The following is a 24,250-nucleotide window of genomic DNA, read 5'->3' on the forward strand; positions in this document are numbered from 1 at the left end:
ATTTTTCTGCTTAGCGAGTGCAAATATAGAACAAAGGTTGAGTTCTACAAAGAAAAAAATGAAAAATTTTCATAAAAATTAAATCAAATTTTCTAAGCTATTGACTGCCAAACATCTTTCAACTGTAAAACCTTCAGCAAAATCTTTCCCAACTAGTCTTCCTAAGTCTTTTGCACGATAATTTAAGCTTTCAAAGAAGTTTTTACTTGTAATTGGCGTTGCAGGTTCATTTGAATTCGGGTCATAAAATTGAGTTTTATAGGCCATAATTGCTTCTACTTTCTTTTCTTCAAATCCTGTGATATCCACAACGAAGTCTGGAGTAATATTTTTCCATTGAATATAATGGTAAACTACTTTTGGTCTCCAAGCTTCTTGCTTCTCTCCATCAACAATAGTTTCGATTCTCATTAGACCAGATAAAAAACAAGCATCAGAAACTAATTTACTTCCTTTTCCGTGATCAATATGACGATCGTCAATTGCATTACACAATACAATTTCTGGTTTGTATTTACGAATCATTTTAATCACTTCTAATTGATGTTTTTCATCATTAACAAAAAATCCGTCACGCATTGCTAAATTTTCACGAACAAGAACCCCTAAAATCTTCGCCGCATCTTTTGCTTCCTGATCTCTAATTTCTGCTGTCCCGCGCGTTCCTAATTCACCACGTGTTAAATCTACAATCCCTACTTTTTTTCCAAGGGAAACTTCTTTTAAAATTGTTCCAGCACAACCTAATTCTACGTCGTCTGGATGTGCGCCAAAGGCTAATATGTCTAGTTTCATTTCTTTTTTTGTTTGTTTCATGTTTCATGTTTCAAGTTACGTACAGAACGTGAAACCTGAAACTCTAAACTTGAAACTATTTTTAAGCTATTTTCAAAACTCTCTTCATTGTCATTGATTTATTAACGCTTTCTTCCCATTCTCTTTCAGGAACGCTTTCTTTTGTAATACCACAGCCCATGTATAAAATCGCTTTTTCGTCCTGAATCTGCATACATCGTAAATTTACAAATAAATCAGAACTTGCATTATTTCCTGCAAAAGTGCTGTTTAATTCACCTAAAAAACCTGTATAAAATGTTCTATCGTAGTTTTCATTTTCGATAATAAATGCTTTTGATTTCTTTTTTGGAAGCCCACATACAGCTGGTGTAGGATGCAAAGTATCAATTACTTCTTCTAAAGTCGAATTTTCTTTTAAAACTCCAGAAATATCCGTTTTAATATGCCAAATCGATCCTGCTTTTAAACTATAAGGTTCAGAAACGACAACCGAAGCCGTAAACTCTCGAAGTCTTTTTACGATAAAATCGGTTACAAATTGCTGTTCGTCTTTTTCTTTTTGCTGCCAAACAATTTCTGCTTCCTGATTATCTTTTTGCGTTCCCGCCAAAGCCATGGTTTCAAAAACATTTGCGTTTGCTTTCAATAATTTTTCTGGAGTTGCTCCCATCCAAAGTCCAATTTTAGGATGAAAGAAACAATAACAGAATGTTGCAGGATACAATTGAACCAAATGCTGAAAAGTTTCGATAAAATCAAATTCAGCCAAAGGAACTTCTTCACTTCTTGACAAAACTACTTTTTTAAACTCTTCATTTTTTATTGCTTGAATTCCTTGTCCAACCAAATATTCATATTGAAATTTAGCTTCAGGATCAAAACTCAAATCGTCAATTTCAATTGGTTCGAAAGAAGTTTTTTCTTTTTCAGCAGTAATAATTTCAGATTCGTTTTCTGGAATTAGAATTAATTGATTTTCATCAAAAGAAGCAAAAACAAATCCTTTTTCGCTGTAATCCGAAACTTTGTGCAATGTATTATTTTGTTGTAAAATCCCAATAAGATCTGTTGTGTTGGGTTTAGAATAAAGCACAAAAGGTAAATTTTGTGCTTTATGATTTTTAATTTTCAAGAAAAATGCATTCATAATTTATTCACTTTTCTTTCTTTCCAAAACCATATTCGTCAATTTACAAAGTGAAACCAAATTCCCTTCTTCATCAGTAATTTTGATTTCCCAAAGATGAAGGCTTCTTCCTTTGTGAATAATCCTGGCTGTTCCAAAAACATAACCTTCGCGAATACTTTTTAGATGATTTGCCGAGATTTCAATACCTCTTACCTCCTGCTCTTTCGGATTGATAAAAAAGAAAGAAGCCGCACTCCCAACACTTTCTGCTAAAGCTACAGAAGCGCCTCCGTGCAATAACCCCATTGGTTGGTGAACACTCGGATTTACTGGCATTTTTGCAGTTAAAAAATCTTCTCCGGCATCGATATATTCAATTTTTAGCGTTTCCATTAATGTGTTTTTAGAAAACTCATTACAGCGCGCCAAAATCTGCTCTTTTGTATAATTCATTAAAATAAACTTTAAAAACGTAAAATTAAAGAAAGATAAGACATAAATCTAAAATCAGATTCTAAAATTTAAAAATCAACTTCAAACCTGTAGGTTTTTTGTTATTTTTACAAAAACAATCAAAATCAATCTTTGGCTTTTTTTGCCACAGATTACACAGATTAACACAGATTTTATTTTTTTAACGCATTGCGGAAAATCTTTTTAATCCTTTTAATCTGTGGCAAAAAAAAAGAAAAACAACAATGCGTCAATACTTTGCACTTTCCATTATTGCTCTAATTTTAACTTTCAGTTCTTGCCGAACTGATTTTGATACTGTTGCCAGTTCTGGAGATTTAAAGTTCTCAAAAGACACTGTTTATTTAGACACTGTTTTTAAAAATATAGGCTCAAGCACTTATCAATTGAAAGTTTATAACCGAAGTAAAAATGATATTTCGATTCCGACTGTACAATTAAAAAAAGGCTTAAACTCCAAATACAGAATGACTGTTGACGGAATGAGTGGCAATGAAGGAAAGATTTTTAACGACGTTACGCTTTTAGCAAAAGACAGTCTGTACATTTTCATAGAAACCACGGCAGATATTACAGATGCAAATCCTGATGATTTTTTATATACCGATGAAATTCAGTTTGATAGTGGAGCTAATTTACAGGAAGTAGCTTTGGTAACCTTAATTCAAGATGCTGTTTTCTTATATCCGAACCAAAATCCTGACGGAACAAAAGAAAAAATCGAAATTGACGGTAAAGAAGTCGACGGATTTTATTTAAGCGAAAATGATCCAACAAACGGAAACGAACTTCTTTTTACAAACGAAAAGCCATATGTAATTTATGGCTACGCGGGAGTTCCCGAAAATAAAACAGTAACTTTTGAAGCTGGTGCAAGAGTTCATTTTCATGCCAATTCTGGATTGTATATTGGCAATAAAGCTTCTCTAGAAATTAACGGAACAGCTTCTACAACTGATAAACTCGAAAACGAAGTTATTTTTGAAGGCGATCGCTTGGAGTCACTTTATTCTGATATTCCTGGACAATGGAATTCGGTTATTTTTGAGAAAGGAAGCACGAACCATTCTATTAATCATCTAACTTTAAAAAATGCCGTAACTGGTTTAGAATTCAGAAGTCCGTTAAATACAATTGAAATTAAAAATACTCAAGTTTACAATTGTGTTGAGTACGGAATTTTAGCTCAAAATGCACAAATTAACGCTGAAAACATTGTGATCAATTATGCCGGAATGGCAAGTTTATCATGCGTTTACGGCGGAAGTTATAGTTTTGTACACAGCACTTTCAACAATAATTGGTCAGGCGGTTCTCAGCTTGCGGTAAATTTAAGTAATTCTTTGGCTGGAGCAACTCCAGAAACAAATCCACTTACTCAAGCAACTTTTAATAATTGCATTATTTACGGTTCGGCTACAAACGAGTTTAATTTAGATAAGAATGCAAGCGCACCGTTTGTATATCAATTAAATAATTGTTTGTTGAAATTTGGAAGTACATCAAATTCAGATTATCAATTTAAAACCGATACTGAACATTATAATAATATCATTTTGAATGAAAATCCGAAGTTTTATAATGTTTCGCAGAATAAGTTGAATATCGACAATACTTCTTCCGCTTTCGCGAAAGGGAATCAGGCATATATAATTCCAACAGACATTTTAGGAATTACGAGAACTTCTCCTCCAGATTTGGGTGCTTATCAGAGTCAGGATTTCCCTAAATAATGATTTTGCCACGAAGACGCTAAGGCGCAAAGTTTTCTTTTTGCACAAAGTATATTTGTAGACGCACTGCAGTACGTCTAACGAATATTGGAACGAAAATCTTATCTGCCGAAATAAGCTTGCACCTTAGCGCCTTCGTGGCAAACAAAAAAAAAACATCGTAAGAAAATATATCCAAAATTAAACATCACTTAACGTATTGCTTTCATAAAAATAGTAGATTTGTTATAACACATTTTTAAAAACTTAATAATCAAGTTTTTAAAATAGTTTTCTCAACCAAATCTTAAAAACTATTACTTATGAAAAAAAACTACTTTTTACTGTTATTGTTTCTTACTACAATTGGTTTTGCCCAAATTCCTTCTGGATACTACAGCACGGCAACTGGAACGGGTTACACCTTAAAAACACAATTGTATAACATTATTAAAGGTCATACAGATAATGGATATGCTGGATTGTACACTACTTATCAAACTTCTGACGTTGACAATTTCTACGAGAACGACGGAACTATTTTAGATATGTATTCTGAAAATCCATCTGGAACAGATCCGTACACTTATACAACTGGAACCACTCAAAGATGTGGCAATTATTCTGTTGAAGGCGATTGTTACAATAGAGAACATATTATTCCGCAATCTGTTTTTAATGAACAATCACCAATGGTTGCCGATGCGCATTTTATTACGCCAACTGATGGAAAAGTAAACGGAATACGTTCAAACTATCCTCACGGGAATGTAAGCTCTGCAACGTACACTTCTCAAAACGGAAGCAAATTAGGATCAAGTGCTGTTTCTGGATATTCTGGAACTGTTTTCGAACCAATAAATGAATTTAAAGGCGATATTGCCAGAATGTATTTCTATTTTGCAACACGATACGAAAATACAGTTGCAGGTTATTCTTATGCTATGTTTAACGGTTCAAGCAACCAAGTTTTTACAACAGCTTTCTTAAATATGCTTTTGGCTTGGCACGCGCAAGATCCTGTAAGTGCAAGAGAAATTGCTAGAAACAATGCAATTTATACACGTCAAAACAATAGAAATCCATTTATTGATCATCCTGAATATGTAAATCAAATTTGGGGAGGAACATCTTCTGGAGATACTCAAGCACCAACAGCGCCAACAAGTTTGGCTTCGACTGCAAAAACTGCAACTTCGATTACGCTTAGCTGGACAGCTTCAACCGATAATGTGGCCGTAACTGGATATGATATTTATGCGAATAGTGTTTTAAAAACAACTGTCACTGGACTAACTGGAACGATTACAGGTTTAACTGCTTCGACAAGTTATTCTATTTATGTAAAAGCAAAAGATGCTGCAGGAAATGCTTCTGCGTCAAGCAATACAATAAGCGTTACAACAGACAGCAGCGGAACTGGAACTGCAACTGATCTTCTTTTCTCTGAATACATTGAAGGTTCTGGAAACAATAAAGCTTTAGAAATTGCCAATAACACAGGAGCTTCTATTAATTTATCGGCTTATACGATTAAAAAACAAACAAACGGCGCTGGTTCTTGGAGCACAGGCTTAGCTTTAAGCGGAACCTTAACAACAGGCAGTAAATTTGTAATTGTAAACAGTTCAATGCCATCGAGCTGTTTTTCTACAAGTGCTGCCAACATTTCGACCACAGCAACCGAACTGACTTTTAACGGAAATGACGCCGTAGGTTTATTCAAAAATGGTGTTCTAATTGATATTATTGGAACTTTCAACGGCGGAACAGCTAATTTTGCCATCGATGTTACTTTAAGAAGAAAATCGACTGTAACTTCTCCGAGCACCACTTTCAATCTAAGTGCACAATGGGATTCGTATTCACAAGATACCTGCAATAACTTAGCAAGCAAAATGGTTCAAACCGCAGAAATAGAAGAAGAGAAAATTATTGATAATTCTAACGAAATTGTAATTTACCCAAATCCTTCCGATGGAAATTTCGGAATTAAATCAGCCAATTCAGATCTTCCTTATTCAGTTGAAGTTTTCTCATACTCTGGACAGAAAGTTTTCGAAAAACAAAATACAACTTCTCCTGAAATTTCAATCCAAAATCTATCATCGGGAGTCTATATTATTAAAGTTATAAAAGGCGAAAAAATAGCTTTCAAAAAGGTCATTATTAATTAAAAATCAGATTTTCATCAATTAAAAAGCGGCAATTTGCCGCTTTTTTTATTGCAGTTGAGAGAATTTTCTTTAATCACAAACTTTTGACTTATTTTGAAGTTTCGTAAATTTTGCAAGTCTGTTCTTGTAAAAATGGCAAAATTTGATGTTTGAAATTTTGATTTCTTTTCTTCTAAAAGTTTAATATAGCAGAAAATATCAAAGAAGACTTTTTACTAAATCTTTAAATTTTGCAAAAGGTTAAAACCTCTTGATTCTGCGTCTTTTTGGTAGAAAAAATGCAAGAAAAAAGCAATTTCATTTTTTTTGAAAAGAGATGGTTTCCAAATTTGCGCTTACTATTTATTTACATTAAATTTGCAGCTCAATACAACAAACTACACAAATGATCCATTTCTTTGAAAACCAAAGCAAAACTGTTTTTGCGGTACAAACGCAAAACGAAATTTCAGCTCAAGACATTTCAAAATTAAATTGGCTTTTTGCCGACGCGAACAAGATCGAAAAATCTGCATTAGCAGGATTTTTTGTTGGTCCACGCGCTACTATGATTACACCTTGGAGTACAAATGCTGTAGAAATTACTCAAAATATGGGTATTTCAGGTATTATCAGAATCGAAGAATTTCATCCAGCAACGGAAGATTTTACTGATTTTGACCCAATGCTTTCTCAAAAATTCAACGAATTAGATCAAGAAATCTTCACTATCAACATTCAGCCAGAACCAATTCTGGAAATTGATGATATTGCTGCTTATAACAAAGTTGAAGGTTTAGCTTTAAGCGAAGAAGAAGTTGAATACTTAAACAATCTTTCGACTAAACTTGGAAGAAAATTAACTGACTCAGAGATTTTTGCTTTCTCACAAGCAAACTCAGAGCACTGCCGTCACAAAATTTTCAACGGAACTTTTGTGATCGACGGAGAAGAAAAAGAAACTTCTCTTTTCAAATTAATCAAAAAAACATCTCAAGAAAATCCTAACGATATTGTTTCTGCTTACAAAGACAATGTTGCTTTTGTAAAAGGACCAAAAGTGCAGCAATTTGCACCAAAATCGGCTGATAAACCCGATTTTTACGAAATAAAAGAATTCGATTCTGTAATCTCATTAAAAGCAGAAACACACAATTTCCCAACAACGGTTGAACCTTTCAACGGAGCTGCAACTGGTTCTGGGGGAGAAATTCGTGACCGTTTAGCGGGAGGACAAGGATCTTTACCATTAGCTGGAACTGCAGTTTATATGACTTCTTACTCTCGTTTGAAAGAAGACAGAAAATGGGAAAATGCTGTTGAAGAAAGAAAATGGTTGTACCAAACACCAATGGATATTTTGATCAAAGCTTCAAACGGAGCTTCTGATTTTGGAAATAAATTTGGCCAGCCGCTTATTACAGGTTCTGTTTTAACTTTCGAACACGAAGAAGAAAACCGTAAAATTGGTTACGATAAAGTAATCATGCAAGCAGGTGGAATTGGTTACGGAAAATTAGATCAATCTATCAAACACAAACCAAAAGAAGGCGATAAAATCGTAATTCTTGGAGGTGAAAACTATAGAATCGGAATGGGTGGTGCTGCGGTTTCTTCTGCAGACACAGGAGCTTTCGGTTCAGGAATTGAGTTGAATGCAATTCAACGTTCAAATCCGGAAATGCAAAAACGTGCGGCTAATGCGATTCGTGGTTTAGTAGAAAGCGACAATAACCCAATTGTTTCTATTCACGATCACGGAGCTGGAGGACACTTAAACTGTCTTTCTGAATTGGTTGAAGAAACTGGAGGTTTGATTGATTTAGATAAATTGCCTGTTGGTGACCCTACTCTTTCTGCAAAAGAAATTATCGGTAACGAATCTCAAGAAAGAATGGGATTGGTTATTGGTCAAAAAGATATTGATACGTTGCAAAGAATTGCTGACAGAGAGCGTTCGCCAATGTATGAAGTTGGAGATGTAACGGGAGATCACCGTTTTACTTTCCAATCACAAACTAACGGCTCAAAACCGATGGATTATGCTTTAGAAGATTTCTTCGGAAGTTCTCCAAAAACGGTTATGACTGATACTACAGTGGACAGAAAATATGCTGATGTTGCATACAACGCTGCAGATTTTGAAAGCTATTTAAAAGATGTTTTACGTTTAGAAGCTGTTGCTTCAAAAGACTGGTTAACAAACAAAGTTGACCGTTGCGTTGGAGGAAAAGTAGCAAAACAGCAAAATGCAGGTCCGTTACAATTGCCTTTAAACAATGTTGGAGTTATGGCTCTAGATTATTTAGGAAAAGAAGGTATTGCAACTTCTATCGGACACGCTCCTATTGCAGCTTTGATTGATCCTGCCGCTGGTTCTAGAAATGCAATTGCAGAATCTCTATCAAACTTAATTTGGGCTCCAATTATCAACGGAATCAAAGGCGTTTCTCTTTCTGCAAACTGGATGTGGGCTTGTAAAAACGAAGGTGAAGATGCGCGTTTATACGAAGCAGTTCAGGCTTGTTCAGATTTTGCAATCGAATTGGGAATCAATATTCCTACAGGAAAAGATTCGCTTTCAATGAAACAAAAATATCCAAACGACGAAGTAATTGCTCCTGGAACGGTTATTATTTCGGCTGCCGGAAACTGTACAGATATTAGAAGAGTTGTTGAACCAGTTTTACAGAAAAACGGAGATTCAATCTATTATATCAATTTGTCTCAAGATGATTTCAAATTAGGAGGTTCATCTTTTGCACAAATCAGAAACACTATCGGAAACGAAACGTCTACTATTAAAGACGCTTCTTTCTTCAAAAATGCTTTTAATACTATCCAAGAATTAATCGGCGAAAGCCAAATCTTAGCGGGACACGATATTGGAAGCGGTGGTTTAATTACTACTTTATTAGAATTGTGTTTTGCTGATGTGAATTTGGGAGCTAAAATTGATTTCTCTGCATTTGCTGAAAAAGACTTATTGAAAATCCTTTTCGCAGAAAATATCGGAATCGTATTCCAAGCTAAATCTGATGCAGCTGTTGAAGCTAAATTAAAAGCTAATAATATTGAATTTTTCAAAATTGGTTCTGTAACTTCTACAGCTTCTTTAGAAGTTGGAAACTGGAAATTGGATATTCCAACTTACAGAGATACTTGGTTTGAAACTTCGTATTTATTAGATCAAAAACAATCTAAAAACGGAAGAGCTAAGGCACGTTTTGAAAACTATAAAAATCAGGTTTTAAATTATACTTTCCCTGCACACTTTACAGGAAAAAAACCAGAAATCGACAATTCTAAGCCAAGACCAAAAGCAGCGATTATCCGTGAAAAAGGAAGTAATTCTGAGCGTGAAATGGCAAATGCGATGTACTTAGCTGGATTTGACGTAAAAGACGTTCACATGACAGACTTAATTTCTGGTCGTGAAACACTTGAAGATATTCAGTTTATTGGAGCTGTTGGAGGATTCTCTAACTCAGACGTTTTAGGTTCTGCTAAAGGTTGGGCTGGAGCTTTCTTATACAACGAAAAAGCAAAAACTGCTTTAGATAATTTCTTCAAAAGAGAAGATACTTTATCTGTCGGAATCTGTAACGGATGTCAATTGTTTATGGAATTGGAAGTTATTAATCCAGAGCATGAAGTTCACGGAAAAATGCACCATAACGAAAGCCAGAAACACGAAAGTATCTTTACTTCTGTAACAGTTCAAGAAAATAATTCTGTAATGTTATCGACTTTGGCAGGAAGCACTTTAGGAGTTTGGGTTTCTCACGGAGAAGGTAAATTTAAATTGCCTTTAGCTGAAGAAAACTATAACATTGTTTCTAAATATGCTTACGAAGGTTATCCTGCAAACCCTAACGGTTCTGATTACAACACGGCTATGATGTGCGATAAAACTGGAAGACATTTGGTTATGATGCCTCACATTGAGCGTTCGACTTTCCAATGGAACTGGGCGCATTATCCAAAAGATAGAAATGACGAGGTTACACCTTGGCACGAAGCTTTTGTTAATGCAAGAAAATGGATTGAGAAAAACTAATTTTTAGTTTTCATTAAATAAAGAACGCCCGAATTTGTCGGGCGTTTTTTTTGCCATGAAATAATTAATTAATTCATGGCAGGAAAACATCTCGACGCTATCCCCAAATGGCCGAGATATTCTTTATTTTCAGCCTCTAAAAGAGGACGCAATTCCAGTTACAATATTTGCGGTTCCAAAAGCAAACAGTCCGGAAGCGATTGCGGCTTGTCCAGCAAAGAACGGACTGCTACGAACAGCAATACTAAAGATTGTTCCTCCGGCTAATCCGGCAATTAATCCCAGACCAATTGTTGCAATAATCCACCAGGGTTCTGGTTCTGGAAAGGGCGGTTGTTTGAAGAATTTTTTCCACCAGCCTGGATATTTTGTGCCGCACCAGCCCATCGCTAAGAAAAAAGCAGTTTCCATAATTATTTCAATTTAAAACATGCCTACTCGTTTGCTTTTCGGCTTCCGCATTTTGACGGACTAAAAATAGAAATCGTGTTTTGCAAACTGTCTATGAAATTTCCTGTTTTTAAAGGGGAAAAACACCCTTTTTTATTTTCATCTTCCTATTTTCTTAAGTCAATTAATATACCCTAAGTTTAATTTAATAGTATCTTAAGGTAGAATATTATTCCTTTTTTCATTGGATAAATAACTTTGTCTCATGAAAAAATGGAAACAAAATCTAGTCACTGCAATTATCTTATTTACTATAAGCCAATACTCTTTTAGTCAAAAAACAAATTCTATTAACGGAATTGTGTCTGATGGAAAAACTCCAATCGAATTTGTCGATGTGGTTTTAAAACCAGTTACCGATACTACCAAAATATATGCTTATGCGGTTACAGATTCTTCTGGAAAATTCATTCTTGAAAATGTAACGCCAGCAGAATACATTCTAAAATTTCGTCTGATTGGTTTTAAATCTCAGAATCAGAAAATAAAATATACAGGTTCTCCTATTTCGATTAGTGATATTGTTTTGCAGGAAGATGCAAATTTGCTTAATACAGTTGTTGTAAAATCTGAGAAAAAACAAATTCAGAAAACTACTGAAGGTTTTGTTTTTAATGCCGTTTCTAACATTTCACAATCTGGAGGAACAGCAATCGATATGCTGAAAAACATTCCAACTGTCGCTGTAGATGCCGATGATGCTATTTCGTTAAGAGGAAAAACGCCCTTGATTTTGATTAATGGAAAAAATTCTGCTATTACCAATATGAATCAGATTCCTGCGAGCAGTATTGAAAGTATTGAAGTTATTACAAGTCCGACGGCAAAATACGATGCGAATGCAGAAAGCGGTATCATTAATATTAAACTTAAAAAGAATAATCTAAACGGAATAAATGGTGCGGCAGTTCTCGGCGGCGGATTTGGTGCAAAAGGAAGAATAAGCAGTTCTGCGCTTTTAAACTACAAAAATGATAAATGGAATGTTGGAGTTGCTTACGACAATCGATTTGCGGGAAGAACAAAAAGCATTGAAGGCGAAAGAACCAATTATTTTATTGAAGATGAGCATTATATTCGCCAAAATAGACATGACGAACGCACGGAAGGTTTACAGAATTTAAAATTCAATGTTGACTTTTCACCTAACGAAAGAAACACTTTCTCTTTTGAAGCCCTTGGAAACATCGAAAATTTAAAAAATGACGAAACCTTAAGAACAAATGTTTCAAATAGCTCTGATGAATTTTTCTCTAGCAACAAACGTCATTCATTAGAACTGCAAGGTTCAAAAGTAGCAGAATTGGCTTTCAATTATGACCGCAAATTTTCTGATGATCGAAAAAGCTTAAATGCAAGTATTACTTCTTCTTTCAATTTTGATAAAGAAAACACCGATATTGACACTGATAATTATGATGAAAACGGAATGCTAATTGGCGATACTTTTTGGCAAAAAACGCATAATTATGAAAAAGAAAATATCTCAAATGCCATTTTAAATTATGCTTTTCCAATTTCGGAAAAATCAATAATTGAAACTGGATATAAAGGAACTTTCAGGTTCTTCAATTCTGATTTTCAAAGCGCTGATTTAGTAAATGGAGATTATGTAATTAATCCGCTGGCAAGTAATATTTTTGATTTTAACGAACAGATAAATGCCTTTTACGGACTTTTAAATTCTCATTCAGGTACAAAAGACAATCAGAAATGGAAATATAATTTAGGGCTTCGCGCTGAACAAGTTTCAAATAGCGGAAAAACTGAAACTGGAACTGATAATTTTTCTAATAATTATTTAAAACTTTTCCCTTCAGCATCTCTTCAATTAAATTTGAAATCAGATGAATTTCTAAAATTAGGTTATAGCAAACGTATCAATCGCCCAGATTTAGATGATTTGAATCCTTTTATTGATATTACAGATGCGTTGAATCCGCATGGAGGGAATCCTTATTTAAAGCCTGAAATCATTCATATTGTAGAATTAAATTATAATAAAGAATGGGATAATTATTCGTTTTCAGGAAATGCTTTCTATCGAAATGCCAATAATACAATCAGGCAATATGGTACGCTTCAAGACAATGGAGTTGTTTTATTACAGCCTCAAAACATTGGAAACATGATTACTTACGGACTTGAATCTATTTTTAGTTTAAAACCATTTTCATTTTATGATGCCAATATTAGTTTAACAGCTTTTCAGCAGAATATTAGCGCTGGCAATTTAGAACAAGCCGAAGATGTTGTAAAAAGTGCTTTCAGTTGGTACGGAAAAGTGATTAACAACTTTATTCCCTGGAAAGGTGGGAAACTTCAGATTATCGGAAATTATAATTCGGCTGTAGCAACTCCGCAAGGAAAAAGAATTCCAATCTATAATGTTGATATGGGATTTCAGCAAAAATTAGGAAAAGGAAATGCTCGATTAGGATTGGTTGTAACCGATATGTTCAACACTTTAGAAAGCGGTTATAAAAACAATACAGTTTTGTTTAAAAACCAAAGAACATCTAAATCTGATACACGCGCATTGATGATTACATTTGCTTATACTTTTAGATCTGATTTTAAAGAAAAATTACTGGAAAATCAGTTTTCAACAGAGTAAAAACTGATCTGAAATCATTAAAAAATAAAAATTTCATTCTTGTATTTTTAAGTCTCAATTCTATTAAAAAATTGAGTTATATTCGCCAAAAGAAATCTGTTCATCAGATACTTTCAGCCCAAAAACACTTTAATCTACATAAGAATGAAATTTTTACATTTATTAGTGGTAACACTATTTTTTACAGCCTTTCAATCGCATTCGCAAGTTCATGTTGATCAAATTATTCATAATTCAAAAGAACGTTATATTACCACGACAATTGGTTATCCAGTTCCTGGGACTTATGCTCCATTAAACCAAAAAGAACCCATTACTGTTCTAAATCCAGATGGAACAGGTTTTATCCAAGCAGAAGATTTAAGCAAACAAAAAATCAATTGGGGAATTGAATGTACAGACGAAGGTACTCCTATTTTTAAAGAAGGATTTAATAGTGCATCATACACTTTTTGGTACAGACCTAACGATAGTGAAGAATGGTATTATTCTCAATTCTCTATTCATTTTGCCAAGAAAAAAATGTTTTTAATGGGGGAAAGAGTAAAAGTATACGAGGATTATAACGTACAATAATCAATAAAAAAACGTCTTACTTTTAAATTTTTCTTCATTTTTGAGGAAATTTTCTACCAAAAAGAAAACGTTTTCGTAGAATTTTAAAAGTACCCGTAAATTTTCCCATTAAATTTTATAAAATTAAAAATCATACCCAAATTTTATTTAATTTGCAATAAAATTCAATATATTAAACATGGTTTCAATCACACGCCTTTTTGATTTTCCCTATTATCAACAAGAAACTTATAACCTTCCGGTTGCTCTAGCAACAAAAAAAAACGGAGTCTGGGAAAAAACATCTAGCCAAGAATATATTGCAAAAGCAAATGCTATTTCAAGAGCATTATTGCGCATGGGCGTTCAGAAAGATGATAAAATTGCATTAATTACTTCGAATAACAGAACGGAGTGGAATATAATGGATATTGGTATTTTGCAGACTGGTGCTCAAAATGTTCCAATTTATCCAACCATTGCAGAAGAAGATTACGAATATATTTTAAATCATAGTGGCAGTATTTACTGTTTTGTTTCTGATGAAGAAGTTTTACAGAAAGTAAATGCTATTAAAGCCAACGTACCAACTTTAAAAGAGGTTTATTCATTTAATGAAATTCCAGAATGTAAACACTGGTCAGATCTTCTTTTAGTGGGCGAAGACGAAAGTAATCAAAGCGAAGTTGAAGCAAGAAAAGATAGCATCAAAACAGATGATTTGGCAACCATCATTTATACTTCTGGAACAACTGGAAGACCTAAGGGTGTTATGCTTTCGCATAAAAACATTGTGTCGAACGTTTTAGACAGTGCGCCAAGAATTCCGTTTGATCCAGGAAAAAGTACAGCATTAAGCTTCTTGCCTATTTGCCATATTTTCGAAAGAATGATTTTGTACATCTATCAATATTATGGTGTTTCGGTTTATTTTGGAGAATCTATTGATAAAATCAGTGATAACTTAAAAGAAGTTCGTCCCACTGTAATTACAGCTGTACCAAGACTTTTAGAAAAAGTTTACGATAAAATTTATGCTAAAGGCGCAGAATTGACTGGAATTAAGAAAAAACTGTTTTTCTGGGCAATTGATTTAGGTTTAAAATATGAACCTTATGGAGCAAATGGTGCTTGGTATGAATTCCAATTAAAAATTGCCCGCAAATTGATTTTCAGCAAATGGAAAGAAGGTTTGGGCGGAAATTTAGATTTAATGGTTTCTGGAAGTGCAGCATTGCAACCACGTTTAACGAGAGTTTTTGCTGCGGCAGAAATTCCGGTTATGGAAGGTTACGGTTTATCTGAAACTTCTCCAGTAATTGCGGTTAACGATCAAAGAAATAGAGGTTTCAAAATTGGAACTGTTGGAAAACCAATTCGCAATCTTGAAGTTAAAATCGCTGAAGATGGTGAAATCTTATTGAAAGGTCCAAACGTAATGTTAGGTTACTATAAAGATCCTGAAAAAACTGCTGAAGCAATTCAAGACGGTTATTTCCATACAGGAGATATCGGAGAAATTGATAGCGAAGGTTTCTTAAAAATTACAGACCGTAAAAAAGAAATGTTCAAAACTTCAGGAGGTAAATATATTGCACCGCAAATGATCGAAAATGCAATGAAACAATCTCGTTTTATTGAGCAGATTATGGTTATTGGTGAGGGAGAAAAAATGCCTGGAGCTTTTATTCAGCCAAACTTCGAATTTGTAAAAGAATGGGCTAAAATCCATAAAATTACTTTAGGAAGCACTGATGCTGAAATTGCTTCAAATCCAGATGTTATTAAGCGAATTGATGAAGAAGTAGAAGGAATCAACAAAAAATTTGGCCACTGGGAACAAGTGAAACGTTTTGAACTTACGCCAGATGTTTGGTCAATTGATGGCGGACAACTTACTCCTACTTTAAAATTGAAACGTAAAATTATTAAAGAGATTTACAAAGATCTTTATGCTAAAATCTACGGAAACAATTAATAAATCAAGATAATATAACCAAAACGAAAAGGCTGTCTCATTTAAGTCAGCCTTTTTTTATTATTAAAAACAGGTGTTTTTGCTTTAAACAAGAAACCATAAATCGTGTATTTTTAGGTTTTATTTCAACTAAAACTGAAAACTATGTCTTGGACAGTTCTCGAACAATTATGGAAACGTGCTGTAAATCCTGAAAATACAAATCCAGACCTTTATAACTGGGACAGTGAAGTTAAATCGTTGTACCAATTAGGCATTGGCATGGAAGATACTTTACGTTTTTTATATTCTGAAAAACCAAATTTTGAAACTTTCAAAATATGGGTTAATAGCAGAAAACGAGATATTACTCCCGAAATCGAAGATCTAACTGAAAATATATTATCTGCTCAAGATCTTGAATTTTGGAATCAAAATGGTTATGTAGTAGTTAAAAATGCGATTTCAAAAGAAGATTGCGAAGCCACACAAAAAGCCATTTGGGAATATTTAAAAATGGATCCAAATGAAAAAGAAAGTTGGTACAAACGCCATGAAGAACAAAAAGGGCTTATGCTTAATTTTTCGGATCATGAAACTTTAAATCGCAACCGTTTTTCGCCAAGAGTAAAAAAAGCTTATGAACAGCTTTATGGAACTACGAATATTTACAAAACAATAGACAAAGTAAGTTTTAGTCCGCCTGAAACAGAAAATTTCACTTTTCTGGGAAGTCCGCTTCATTGGGATATGAGTTTAAAAAAACCGCTTGTTTTCGATCTTCAAGGATTGCTTTATTTGACAGATTGCGAAGAAAATGATGGAGCTTTTCATTGCGTTCCAGGTTTTCATAATCAAATTAATCAGTGGTTGGACGAACTTGAACCCCATGAAAATCCAAGAGAAAAAGCATTGCAAACGCTGCAACCAAAACCAATTATTGGCAATGCTGGCGATTTTATAATCTGGCATAACGCACTGCCGCACTGTGCAACGCCAAACAAAGGAAAAACCCCACGAATGGTTCAATATCTTACTTATCTTCCAAACGATTATAATGCAGCAGGAGAATGGATTTAGCTTATTTATGGTAATGGCAGAAACGCGAAAAGCTGTAAATAATTCTATTTACAGCTTTCTACAGTTATCAGCTATCCTTTTGATAACTGCGATTAACAATTAAATTCTAATTTTTAATGCACCAATTCAAAATCTTAGCGATGTTTTTGGCATCGTCAATTCCGCGGTGATGTGTTCCTTCTAACGGAATATTTAGCAATGCAAGCGCGCCGTTCATTCCTGTTGGTTTAACCAAGCCAAACTTTTCGGCAAAATGCGCTTTTACATTGATATGCTCCTCTCCCATTGGATAGGAAACACCAAACGATTTACATTGTTTTTTCAGCATATTCAAATCGTACTGACCGTAACTTGCCCAAGTGTACAAATCGGGATTATATTCGTCAATAAGCTGATTAATGGCCTCCTCGAAACTAACTCCGTTCTTATCAAGTAAATCCTGAGTAATGGTCGTTAATTCTGTACAAAACGGACTAACGCTTGAGCGTTGCGGCTTTATCAAGATTCCTTTATTCTTGGAAATTTCACCTGTTGCAGTATCTAAGACCGCTAATCCGATTTCAATAATTTCATTTTGCTGTCCGCTCGGGACAGCGCCTTGCCAACATGTGGCTTCTAAATCGATAATAATAATTTTATCTGTAGTTTTCATTTTTTTTAATTTTTTAATAAGTGTTTTATTTAACCGCAAGAGTCGCTAAGATTAGTTTCACGCAGATTTTGCCAGATTTGAGCAGATTTTTAATCCTTTTAATCTTTATAATCTGTGGCTAAAAAAACTTTGTGTCTTAGCGCCTTAGTGGCAACTCCCTAGAAAAACATGCTTTTAAAATCTAGAAAGAAACTTCTTTTCTTAGACTTTTTTTCAGGCTTTTCTCTTTTTGTAGCGCTCTTTTTTTCAAAAACAGTTTTAGTTTTTTCAAGCTTTTTAGCTGGTTTTATTTCTCCAGTTTTAGACATTTCATAAAACTTTTTGAAAGGACGTGGCTCAAAATCAACCAAAATAGCTGCCATATTGATAGCGTCAATGTTTGATGGATCTGTTTCTCCTTTTAAGAACGTTTCGATAGGTCTGAACTTATCTTTCTTTTCCTTAAACTTATTCTTTTTCGAATGATCGAAATCTAAGCCCAAAAGATTGCTGAAGACATTCAAATCCTCTTTCGTTGGGTTATTTTCGAAAATCAACCAGCACAAATCACGAAGTTTTCCACGAGAAGGTTTGTACAAATAATCAAAGTATTTCCCTCCTTTTTCGGTCTCGTATTTTTTTCTAATTGCGGTTTTATATTGTTGTAATGTATTGTTTTGCATGGTATTTTGATTTTGTAATTCTTGGGAATCTCAGGAAATCGAAGGCTTTTCTAAGAAATCCAATATCACATAAGTTCAAAAGCACCATTGCTTTACCAGAGAAATATCTCTAAATGATATATAATTTCCTTAAAATTCACCTTTCGATTCCATAGGTTAGTAAGTTCCAAATCCTCTTTTTTACTGGAGGCAAATGGCGGCTCACTAAATTCCACTTTATCTGTTTGACTACTATAGTCTGACCTAAGTCCTATTTTTTGATTCATCCTTAAATTTTTATTGTTTTTATTAAGCTTCTGAGGTGCTAAGATGCTAAGACACTAAGTTTTTTTTACCTCTGTTCCTTTGCTCCTTTGAACCTTTGTCCCTAAGACAAAAAAAAGCACCCGATTAAAGGTGCTTCACAACAAATAGATATAACTATCCTATTGCTTATATTGATGCACCGACATGTAAAAGCATTCACGACCCAAAGTCGAGGCTGCTAATCCTGCGCTGTATATGTATAATTTAAAACTCATTTTATTTATTTTTTATATTGTAATTGCAATTGTCATTGCGATTGTTATTGTAATTGTTTCAATTTTGTTTGGCAAAGATATGATGGAAAAAATCATATTTCCAAATATTTTTTAAGAATAATTTTCTGATTATCAATTAGTTAAGTCAAAAATAAAGACAAAGAAATTCCTGTCCGCAAACTGGTGCAGATCTCAATTTTGTATCAAATGACTGTTACTCATCAGATTACTTTCCAAGACTATATCTTTCTATTTTTATTAATCATTAAACATTTTGGTCAATTATTTTTTTATTTTTTTTTTGTTTATGGTTCGTTTTCAATCATTTTTTGTCCTTTTCTTGTCACACTGAACGATCCCGAGGCTTCGGGAGAAGTGGTTTTAAAACAAAAAAAGCGTCCCGAAATCAGGACGCTTTTATACTTTATGTTGAGTTAAACTCTAAAATCTACATTTCAATTTCATAAAAATACATATTGCATCCAAACACCTCAACTGGAAAATCTCCGGCTAATTGTTCAAAATTTTTGCTTACTGAAAGTATCATATGTATTTTTTCTGTTTATTAATTACAGATACAAATGTAGTATATTTTGTGATAATTTAACAAATTATACTGAAAATATATTTTTTATAACAAATTAGCTTTTATTGAGACAAGCTTTTTTTATCTGCTTCTCTGAAAATGGCGATAACGTTTCTGCCAGATTTCGGCTGGTTCTTAAACAGCTTAGGATTTTTTGCCTTAAATTGATATCGTCGCCAAACTCTGTATGCATTAAGAGCTCGAAGATTTCCTGCAAATACAGGGGCTGTTCTTTGTAATCTCCCTCAAACAATTCGTCTGAAAGGAAATTAATTACGGATGGCACTACATCACGATGTGTTGGTTTTTGATTTTCTTTTGACATTTTCGAAAATATTTAAACGCACGAAGCCCTCATCTTCGGTTGTGTCAAAACACTACAAGGAGTGGAATTAGGGCTATCACTAGCTCCAGCAACGTGAATGAGGGCTCGTTATGTTAACTTAAAATTTTAAGTTTCGGATTTCTCCTTGTATAGTATTTTGACTTTACAAAGATATGCTTTTATTTTAAAAAGAAAGAAAAGACTTACTTTTGTGATTTTAGATTTTTAATCCCGAATTTAGACCGAAAACAAAGATAGAGATTAATCTCATCAACGAAGTTGATTTCTTTAGGGTCGTTTTAGCTTTAAAAGTATTCTTTTTAAGCTTCAATTAAAAACATGACTAATTTTTCTTTACTAATTTCTGTATTCCAAATTCTCTCTTCATTCAAATAAAAACAAAATAACTCTTCCTCATAATGTTCAAAAAAAATCTTTCTAAAAGAGAAAATTGGATCATCAGATTCGCAACTAAAATCGAGAGACGTTGTGCTTATTTTTAATCTTACATTAAACTCTTTAAATCTATCTTTTTCAAATTGCAGGTTATATACAACATCGCATGATATAATTTCATCTGCCTGTTTTATATTGTAAAATGAAATATTATAACCATAATATAATAATTCTGGCAATTTTAGATTAACTTCAGATCTATCTTTTAAAAAGCTCCATTTTTTATATCCATCAAATACATATTTGAGTTTATTATTAGAATTATATAAGCATTTTATTTCTTCAGGCTCAAAAGAATTTTCTTGCTTTTTGAGTTTTAATTTAAAAATAAAAGGTTCATAAATTTTTGCTTCTATTTCAGGAACAAACGGAAAAATTGATTTAAAAAAAGAATTATTAGTTTTATTCAGACTGCTAAACTGTTCTTTTTCAAACTCATCTACTGTATAGGTTGTTTCATTACAATAATAATTTAAAACTTTATTCGGATCTTCAAAATTTACAATTACAGTATCGAAATCATAGCCTAATTCACTTTTAAAATTATCGTAAGAAATCTTTCGGGCATATTTTAAATCCATTTCATCATTCTTAAAAACAACTCGTGTAATTTCTCTACCAAAAAAATCCTGAACCAAAATTCCTTTGTAATGTCCGATTTCTAATGTCTCAACAGCACTTTCAAAAATATCATACACAAAATATCCATTTTGATGCTTCTTATTATGATAAACAATATAATTTCTTGTAGAATAAAATTCGAAATCTTCTGGTTTTTCCTGATCAGAACAATAGTATTCTACAAAAGAACAAGAATTATCTTTATAAGTTTTGATTTCTTTTGTGAGCTGGTTTATTTTTACTTCTTTCTGATATTCATATACTTTTTTAATTTCATTTTCTGAAATAACTTGACCAAGATGATTTTTATAAATGATCTCTATTTCTTCTTTTGAGCTTTCTGGAACCTCTGAAAAAAAAGATTTAAAAAAAGGATCTTCTATCCTTTTAATATAAGTTTCAAATTTTAGGTTTGGCATTTCCCAAACAGTATCCTCCCACATAGAATCAGAACCAAAACCACAATCGTCTATATAAGAGATTGCACCAGAATCATCATACATGTAAATACTTAGTAGCTGAGATTCATAATTGTTTTTGTAACAATACTTAATTAAAGAATGGGATCTAAATTTATTGCTTAGAAGGTAATTAACACTGATCAATTGATCTTGATAATTGTATACCTCATTTCTTTTTTCAATTACCATTCCATTTTCGTCATACTGTACAACTCCCCAATATGTACAATTATTTTTTATTATAGGTTTATGATAATAACAATACTCAATTCCATTTTGCATTTCTCCCAAAAAGTCTTGAATGGTTTCGTCAATACTTAGAAAGTAAGTTTTCGATACAATTTTTCCATACTCAAATTTTTCTATAAAACGTTTCTTTTTATCTAAATACAAAGTTTTATGAAAAAATCGTTCTGTAAAAATTTCTTTAAATTCTATTTTGTTTTTGTAATAATCTGAATATTCAATTAAAATTTCAGGAATGCTAAAATCTGAATTAGGAATTACAGGAAAAAATGATTTAAAAAAATCTTTATCAATATTTAGCTTATATCTTTCTAAAAAAACATTTTTAAATAAAAATTCCTGAAGATTCATTTCTAAATTTTCATTAGAAAAATATGCTGACTTAAAATCTCCGTTTTCAAAATAGTTAACGCTTACAGTCGAATCTTCTTCAACCTTTCTACTCAAAATTGAATATTTAGCATCACTTTTTATTGTTTTGGAAAAATTAAAAAAACTGGAATCCTCATAAGTTTTCAAGCTATTACCAGTTTTTACAACTAAGTTTTCCTCTTTATCTTTTATTATAATCGATTGTTGTTCAAGATTTCTAAAATCATAACTTTGAAACAAATAGACTGTAAAACCAGATTTATCAAATAATTTATAATGGAAACTTCTATTTAAAAATTGATTATTTTCAAGCAATATTTCTTCTATTGACTGATTGCTATTCAAATAGTAAATCGTAAAATTACTATTACTATTAGATGAGATATATTCGGTTCTTATAAGTTCTTCATCAATATAAAAATTCTTGAAAAAGTTTTTCACTGTATGAAGTTCTTCCTTTGAAATAACTTTTTCATTTCTACCTGATTTATATATAATTTTTTCTTCCATTTAAATTTTTCTTCATTGTTTATTCACAAGAAATTAGAGTTTCTTTTGCATTCATTTGCGACAGAGTGTATTTCATCAAATTGAAATTAGCTGAAACATTATCCAAAATCCATGCATCAGAAGTCACAGCAATCCAATTACTTTCTGCTATGACTTTGTCTGGATTATAAACTAGTTCTACTTTCCAATCGTACTGATTTTCTAAAGCTATTTCTTCAATCATTTTTTTTAATCTACCACTATTTGAAACAGGTTTATCGAAAAACCAAAAGATTGTTTTAATCTTTTCTTTTTTGTAGAAATCAGCAATTATTTCTATTGCCTGCGATGTCTGTTTCACTCTCTTATAAGTTCCGTGTACACTTGACAAATCACGAATGAATCCATCTTGTCCTTTAAAAACATAAGCGTTTGACAAAATACTTTCTAATAAAATCAAAGCATTAAAACCATCTACAGCAATTTCTTTTCCTTTTAAATTGGAGCTTTGAATTTCTTTAGATTGTCGGTCTTCAATCTGACTTTGAGAAGCGCTCATTCCCCGAACTGCCTGTTGCTGGCGGGAGTTTAAACGATATCGGTTTCCAACTAAAGCTAATGTTGCTTTTTCGCCATAACCTCTACTCAGAAAATAAGACAAATCTGTATTTTCTCCGTTCCGAATAAAATATCGTCACTTGCTTCTTTTCCTCTATTTTTTAAATCTGCCATATTGCTAATTTATAAAACATATTACGTTTTTGAACAAAATTATACCTAACAGGTTTCCAAAACCTGTTAGGAACAAACCTAAATCCCAAAAAAGCTTTTAGAATTCCTAGTCGTTTCCTCCGCCACTTTATCCAAAGTAATTCCTTTAAACTGTGCAATGGTTCCGGCAACATACGGCAGAAAAGCAGGTTCGCAACGGCGTTCGTGGTATTTCTTCAAAAGGCTGTTCGGGACATTTTTAGGAAGCATAAACGGCGCATCGGTTTCAATCATCATTCGGTCGAGCGGTACGTACTGAATGACTTCTTTTAAATGACTGAAACGCTTGGCATCTGAAATCGCTCCCGTAAAACCCAGATAAAATCCGTTATCGAGATAGGTTTTGGCTTCTTGTAAAGTTCCTGTAAAACAATGCACAACGGCTTTTGGCAATTGCGGCAAATAGTCTTTGGTAATATTCATAAACGAAGTAAAAGCGCTTCTTTCGTGCAAAAACAAAGGTTTCTGTACCTCAATTGCCAATTCTAATTGGGCTTTATAACATTCTTCCTGTTTGTTTCGGGGCGAAAAGTCACGATCAAAATCGAGTCCGCATTCGCCAACGGAAACTACATGTTTCAGTTCTAATAATTTCCTGAGTTTCGAAATACTCTGCGCATCGAAACTCTTCGCATCATGCGGATGTATGCCCGCCGTAGCGTACAACACGCCCGGATATTGTCGCGCAATCTTTGCAGATTCTTCACTATTTCGTACGCTGGTGCCCGTGAGTATCATTTGCGATACATCGGCGTCGAGCGCATCTTGTACGACATCGTCTATGTCGTTTTGGAATTGTTTGTTGGTTAGGTTGATTCCTATGTCTATATAATTCATATTTTTTAAGTTACAAAGGCTCAAAGGGACAGAGGTTTCTTCTCTTTGAGTCTTTTTGTTTGTTTTTTTTAGTTGCAAAGGTTCAAAGGGACAGAGGAACAAAGTTTGTCATTTCGACCGAAGGTAGAAATCACATTAGTAATTCCGCATTGAATATCGCCAATCTTTGTCGAATCCCGCGTGTGATTTCTCGTTCCTCGAAATGACATACAGTACGGAAAAACCTTTGCCCCTTTGTTACTTTGTCCCTTTGAACCTAAAGA

At 33.2% G+C, this 24,250-nt stretch carries 17 protein-coding genes; 7 read left to right on the top strand and 10 right to left on the bottom strand.

Translation table 11 applies throughout. The features are described from left to right. Positions 1-78: 78 nt before the first annotated feature. From bshB1 to OD917_RS00910, 3 genes are all read right to left on the bottom strand, one after another. A complete protein-coding gene (gene bshB1 / locus OD917_RS00900) occupies positions 79-795 on the bottom strand; it encodes a bacillithiol biosynthesis deacetylase BshB1 (RefSeq protein ID WP_263522043.1) in 717 nt (238 codons plus the stop codon). A gap of 82 nt (positions 796-877) precedes the next feature. Then, positions 878-1,945 (bottom strand): chorismate-binding protein, encoded by a 1,068-nt coding sequence (locus tag OD917_RS00905; protein WP_263521669.1) that lies wholly within the window; start codon positions 1,943-1,945, stop codon positions 878-880. A gap of 3 nt (positions 1,946-1,948) precedes the next feature. Then, positions 1,949-2,380 carry a PaaI family thioesterase gene (locus OD917_RS00910; protein WP_008468565.1) on the bottom strand — a complete coding sequence of 144 codons (432 nt, stop codon included), beginning with the start codon at positions 2,378-2,380 and terminating at the stop codon, positions 1,949-1,951. Positions 2,381-2,625: 245 nt separating this feature from the next. On the opposite strand from OD917_RS00910, the gene OD917_RS00915 reads away from it, so the two are divergent. The 3 genes from OD917_RS00915 to purL all read left to right on the top strand — a co-directional run bounded on the left by OD917_RS00915 (position 2,626) and on the right by purL (position 10,329). Further along, on the top strand, positions 2,626-4,134 hold the full coding sequence (locus OD917_RS00915) for a hypothetical protein (RefSeq protein ID WP_263521670.1): 1,509 nt from the start codon (positions 2,626-2,628) through the stop codon (positions 4,132-4,134). Between the two features lie 302 nt (positions 4,135-4,436). Continuing rightward, a complete protein-coding gene (locus tag OD917_RS00920; protein WP_263521671.1) occupies positions 4,437-6,290 on the top strand; it encodes an endonuclease in 1,854 nt (617 codons plus the stop codon). Positions 6,291-6,675: 385 nt separating this feature from the next. After that, positions 6,676-10,329, top strand: a complete 3,654-nt coding sequence (gene purL, locus OD917_RS00925; RefSeq protein ID WP_263521672.1) for a phosphoribosylformylglycinamidine synthase — start codon at positions 6,676-6,678, stop codon at positions 10,327-10,329. A 129-nt stretch (positions 10,330-10,458) separates the two neighbouring features. Here purL and OD917_RS00930 read toward each other — a convergent pair whose 3' ends face one another. Next, positions 10,459-10,740, bottom strand: a complete 282-nt coding sequence (locus OD917_RS00930) for a hypothetical protein (protein ID WP_263521673.1) — start codon at positions 10,738-10,740, stop codon at positions 10,459-10,461. Positions 10,741-10,984: 244 nt separating this feature from the next. Between OD917_RS00930 and OD917_RS00935 the strand changes: the two genes are divergently transcribed. From OD917_RS00935 to OD917_RS00950, 4 genes are all read left to right on the top strand, one after another. Then, positions 10,985-13,396, top strand: a complete 2,412-nt coding sequence (locus OD917_RS00935; protein WP_263521674.1) for a TonB-dependent receptor domain-containing protein — start codon at positions 10,985-10,987, stop codon at positions 13,394-13,396. Between the two features lie 144 nt (positions 13,397-13,540). Then, a complete protein-coding gene (locus OD917_RS00940; protein ID WP_263521675.1) occupies positions 13,541-13,972 on the top strand; it encodes a hypothetical protein in 432 nt (143 codons plus the stop codon). Between the two features lie 178 nt (positions 13,973-14,150). Continuing rightward, on the top strand, positions 14,151-15,929 hold the full coding sequence (locus OD917_RS00945) for an AMP-dependent synthetase/ligase (RefSeq protein ID WP_263521676.1): 1,779 nt from the start codon (positions 14,151-14,153) through the stop codon (positions 15,927-15,929). 144 nt (positions 15,930-16,073) lie between these two features. After that, on the top strand, positions 16,074-16,988 hold the full coding sequence (locus tag OD917_RS00950; RefSeq protein ID WP_263521677.1) for a phytanoyl-CoA dioxygenase family protein: 915 nt from the start codon (positions 16,074-16,076) through the stop codon (positions 16,986-16,988). A 106-nt stretch (positions 16,989-17,094) separates the two neighbouring features. Here the strand turns inward: OD917_RS00950 and OD917_RS00955 are convergent, their stop codons facing one another. The 6 genes from OD917_RS00955 to OD917_RS00980 form a co-directional block, all read right to left on the bottom strand. Then, positions 17,095-17,640, bottom strand: coding sequence for a 3'-5' exonuclease (locus OD917_RS00955; RefSeq protein ID WP_263521678.1), 546 nt, complete (start codon positions 17,638-17,640; stop codon positions 17,095-17,097). Between the two features lie 158 nt (positions 17,641-17,798). Continuing rightward, positions 17,799-18,302 (bottom strand): hypothetical protein, encoded by a 504-nt coding sequence (locus OD917_RS00960; protein WP_263521679.1) that lies wholly within the window; start codon positions 18,300-18,302, stop codon positions 17,799-17,801. A gap of 1,162 nt (positions 18,303-19,464) precedes the next feature. Then, positions 19,465-19,734: a hypothetical protein gene (locus OD917_RS00965; protein ID WP_263521680.1), complete on the bottom strand. Its 270-nt coding sequence runs from the start codon at positions 19,732-19,734 to the stop codon at positions 19,465-19,467. 320 nt (positions 19,735-20,054) lie between these two features. After that, the gene (locus OD917_RS00970; RefSeq protein ID WP_263521681.1) at positions 20,055-22,400 is read right to left on the bottom strand and encodes a hypothetical protein; all 2,346 of its coding nucleotides are present in this window, start codon (positions 22,398-22,400) and stop codon (positions 20,055-20,057) included. Between the two features lie 19 nt (positions 22,401-22,419). Then, complete coding sequence (locus OD917_RS00975) at positions 22,420-23,040, bottom strand: DUF434 domain-containing protein (protein WP_263521682.1); 621 nt, start codon at positions 23,038-23,040, stop codon at positions 22,420-22,422. A 149-nt stretch (positions 23,041-23,189) separates the two neighbouring features. After that, positions 23,190-23,987, bottom strand: a complete 798-nt coding sequence (locus tag OD917_RS00980) for a TatD family hydrolase (RefSeq protein WP_263522044.1) — start codon at positions 23,985-23,987, stop codon at positions 23,190-23,192. Positions 23,988-24,250: the final 263 nt, after the last annotated feature.

Source organism: Flavobacterium sp. SH_e (assembly GCF_025717045.1).
Lineage (GTDB): Bacteria > Bacteroidota > Bacteroidia > Flavobacteriales > Flavobacteriaceae > Flavobacterium.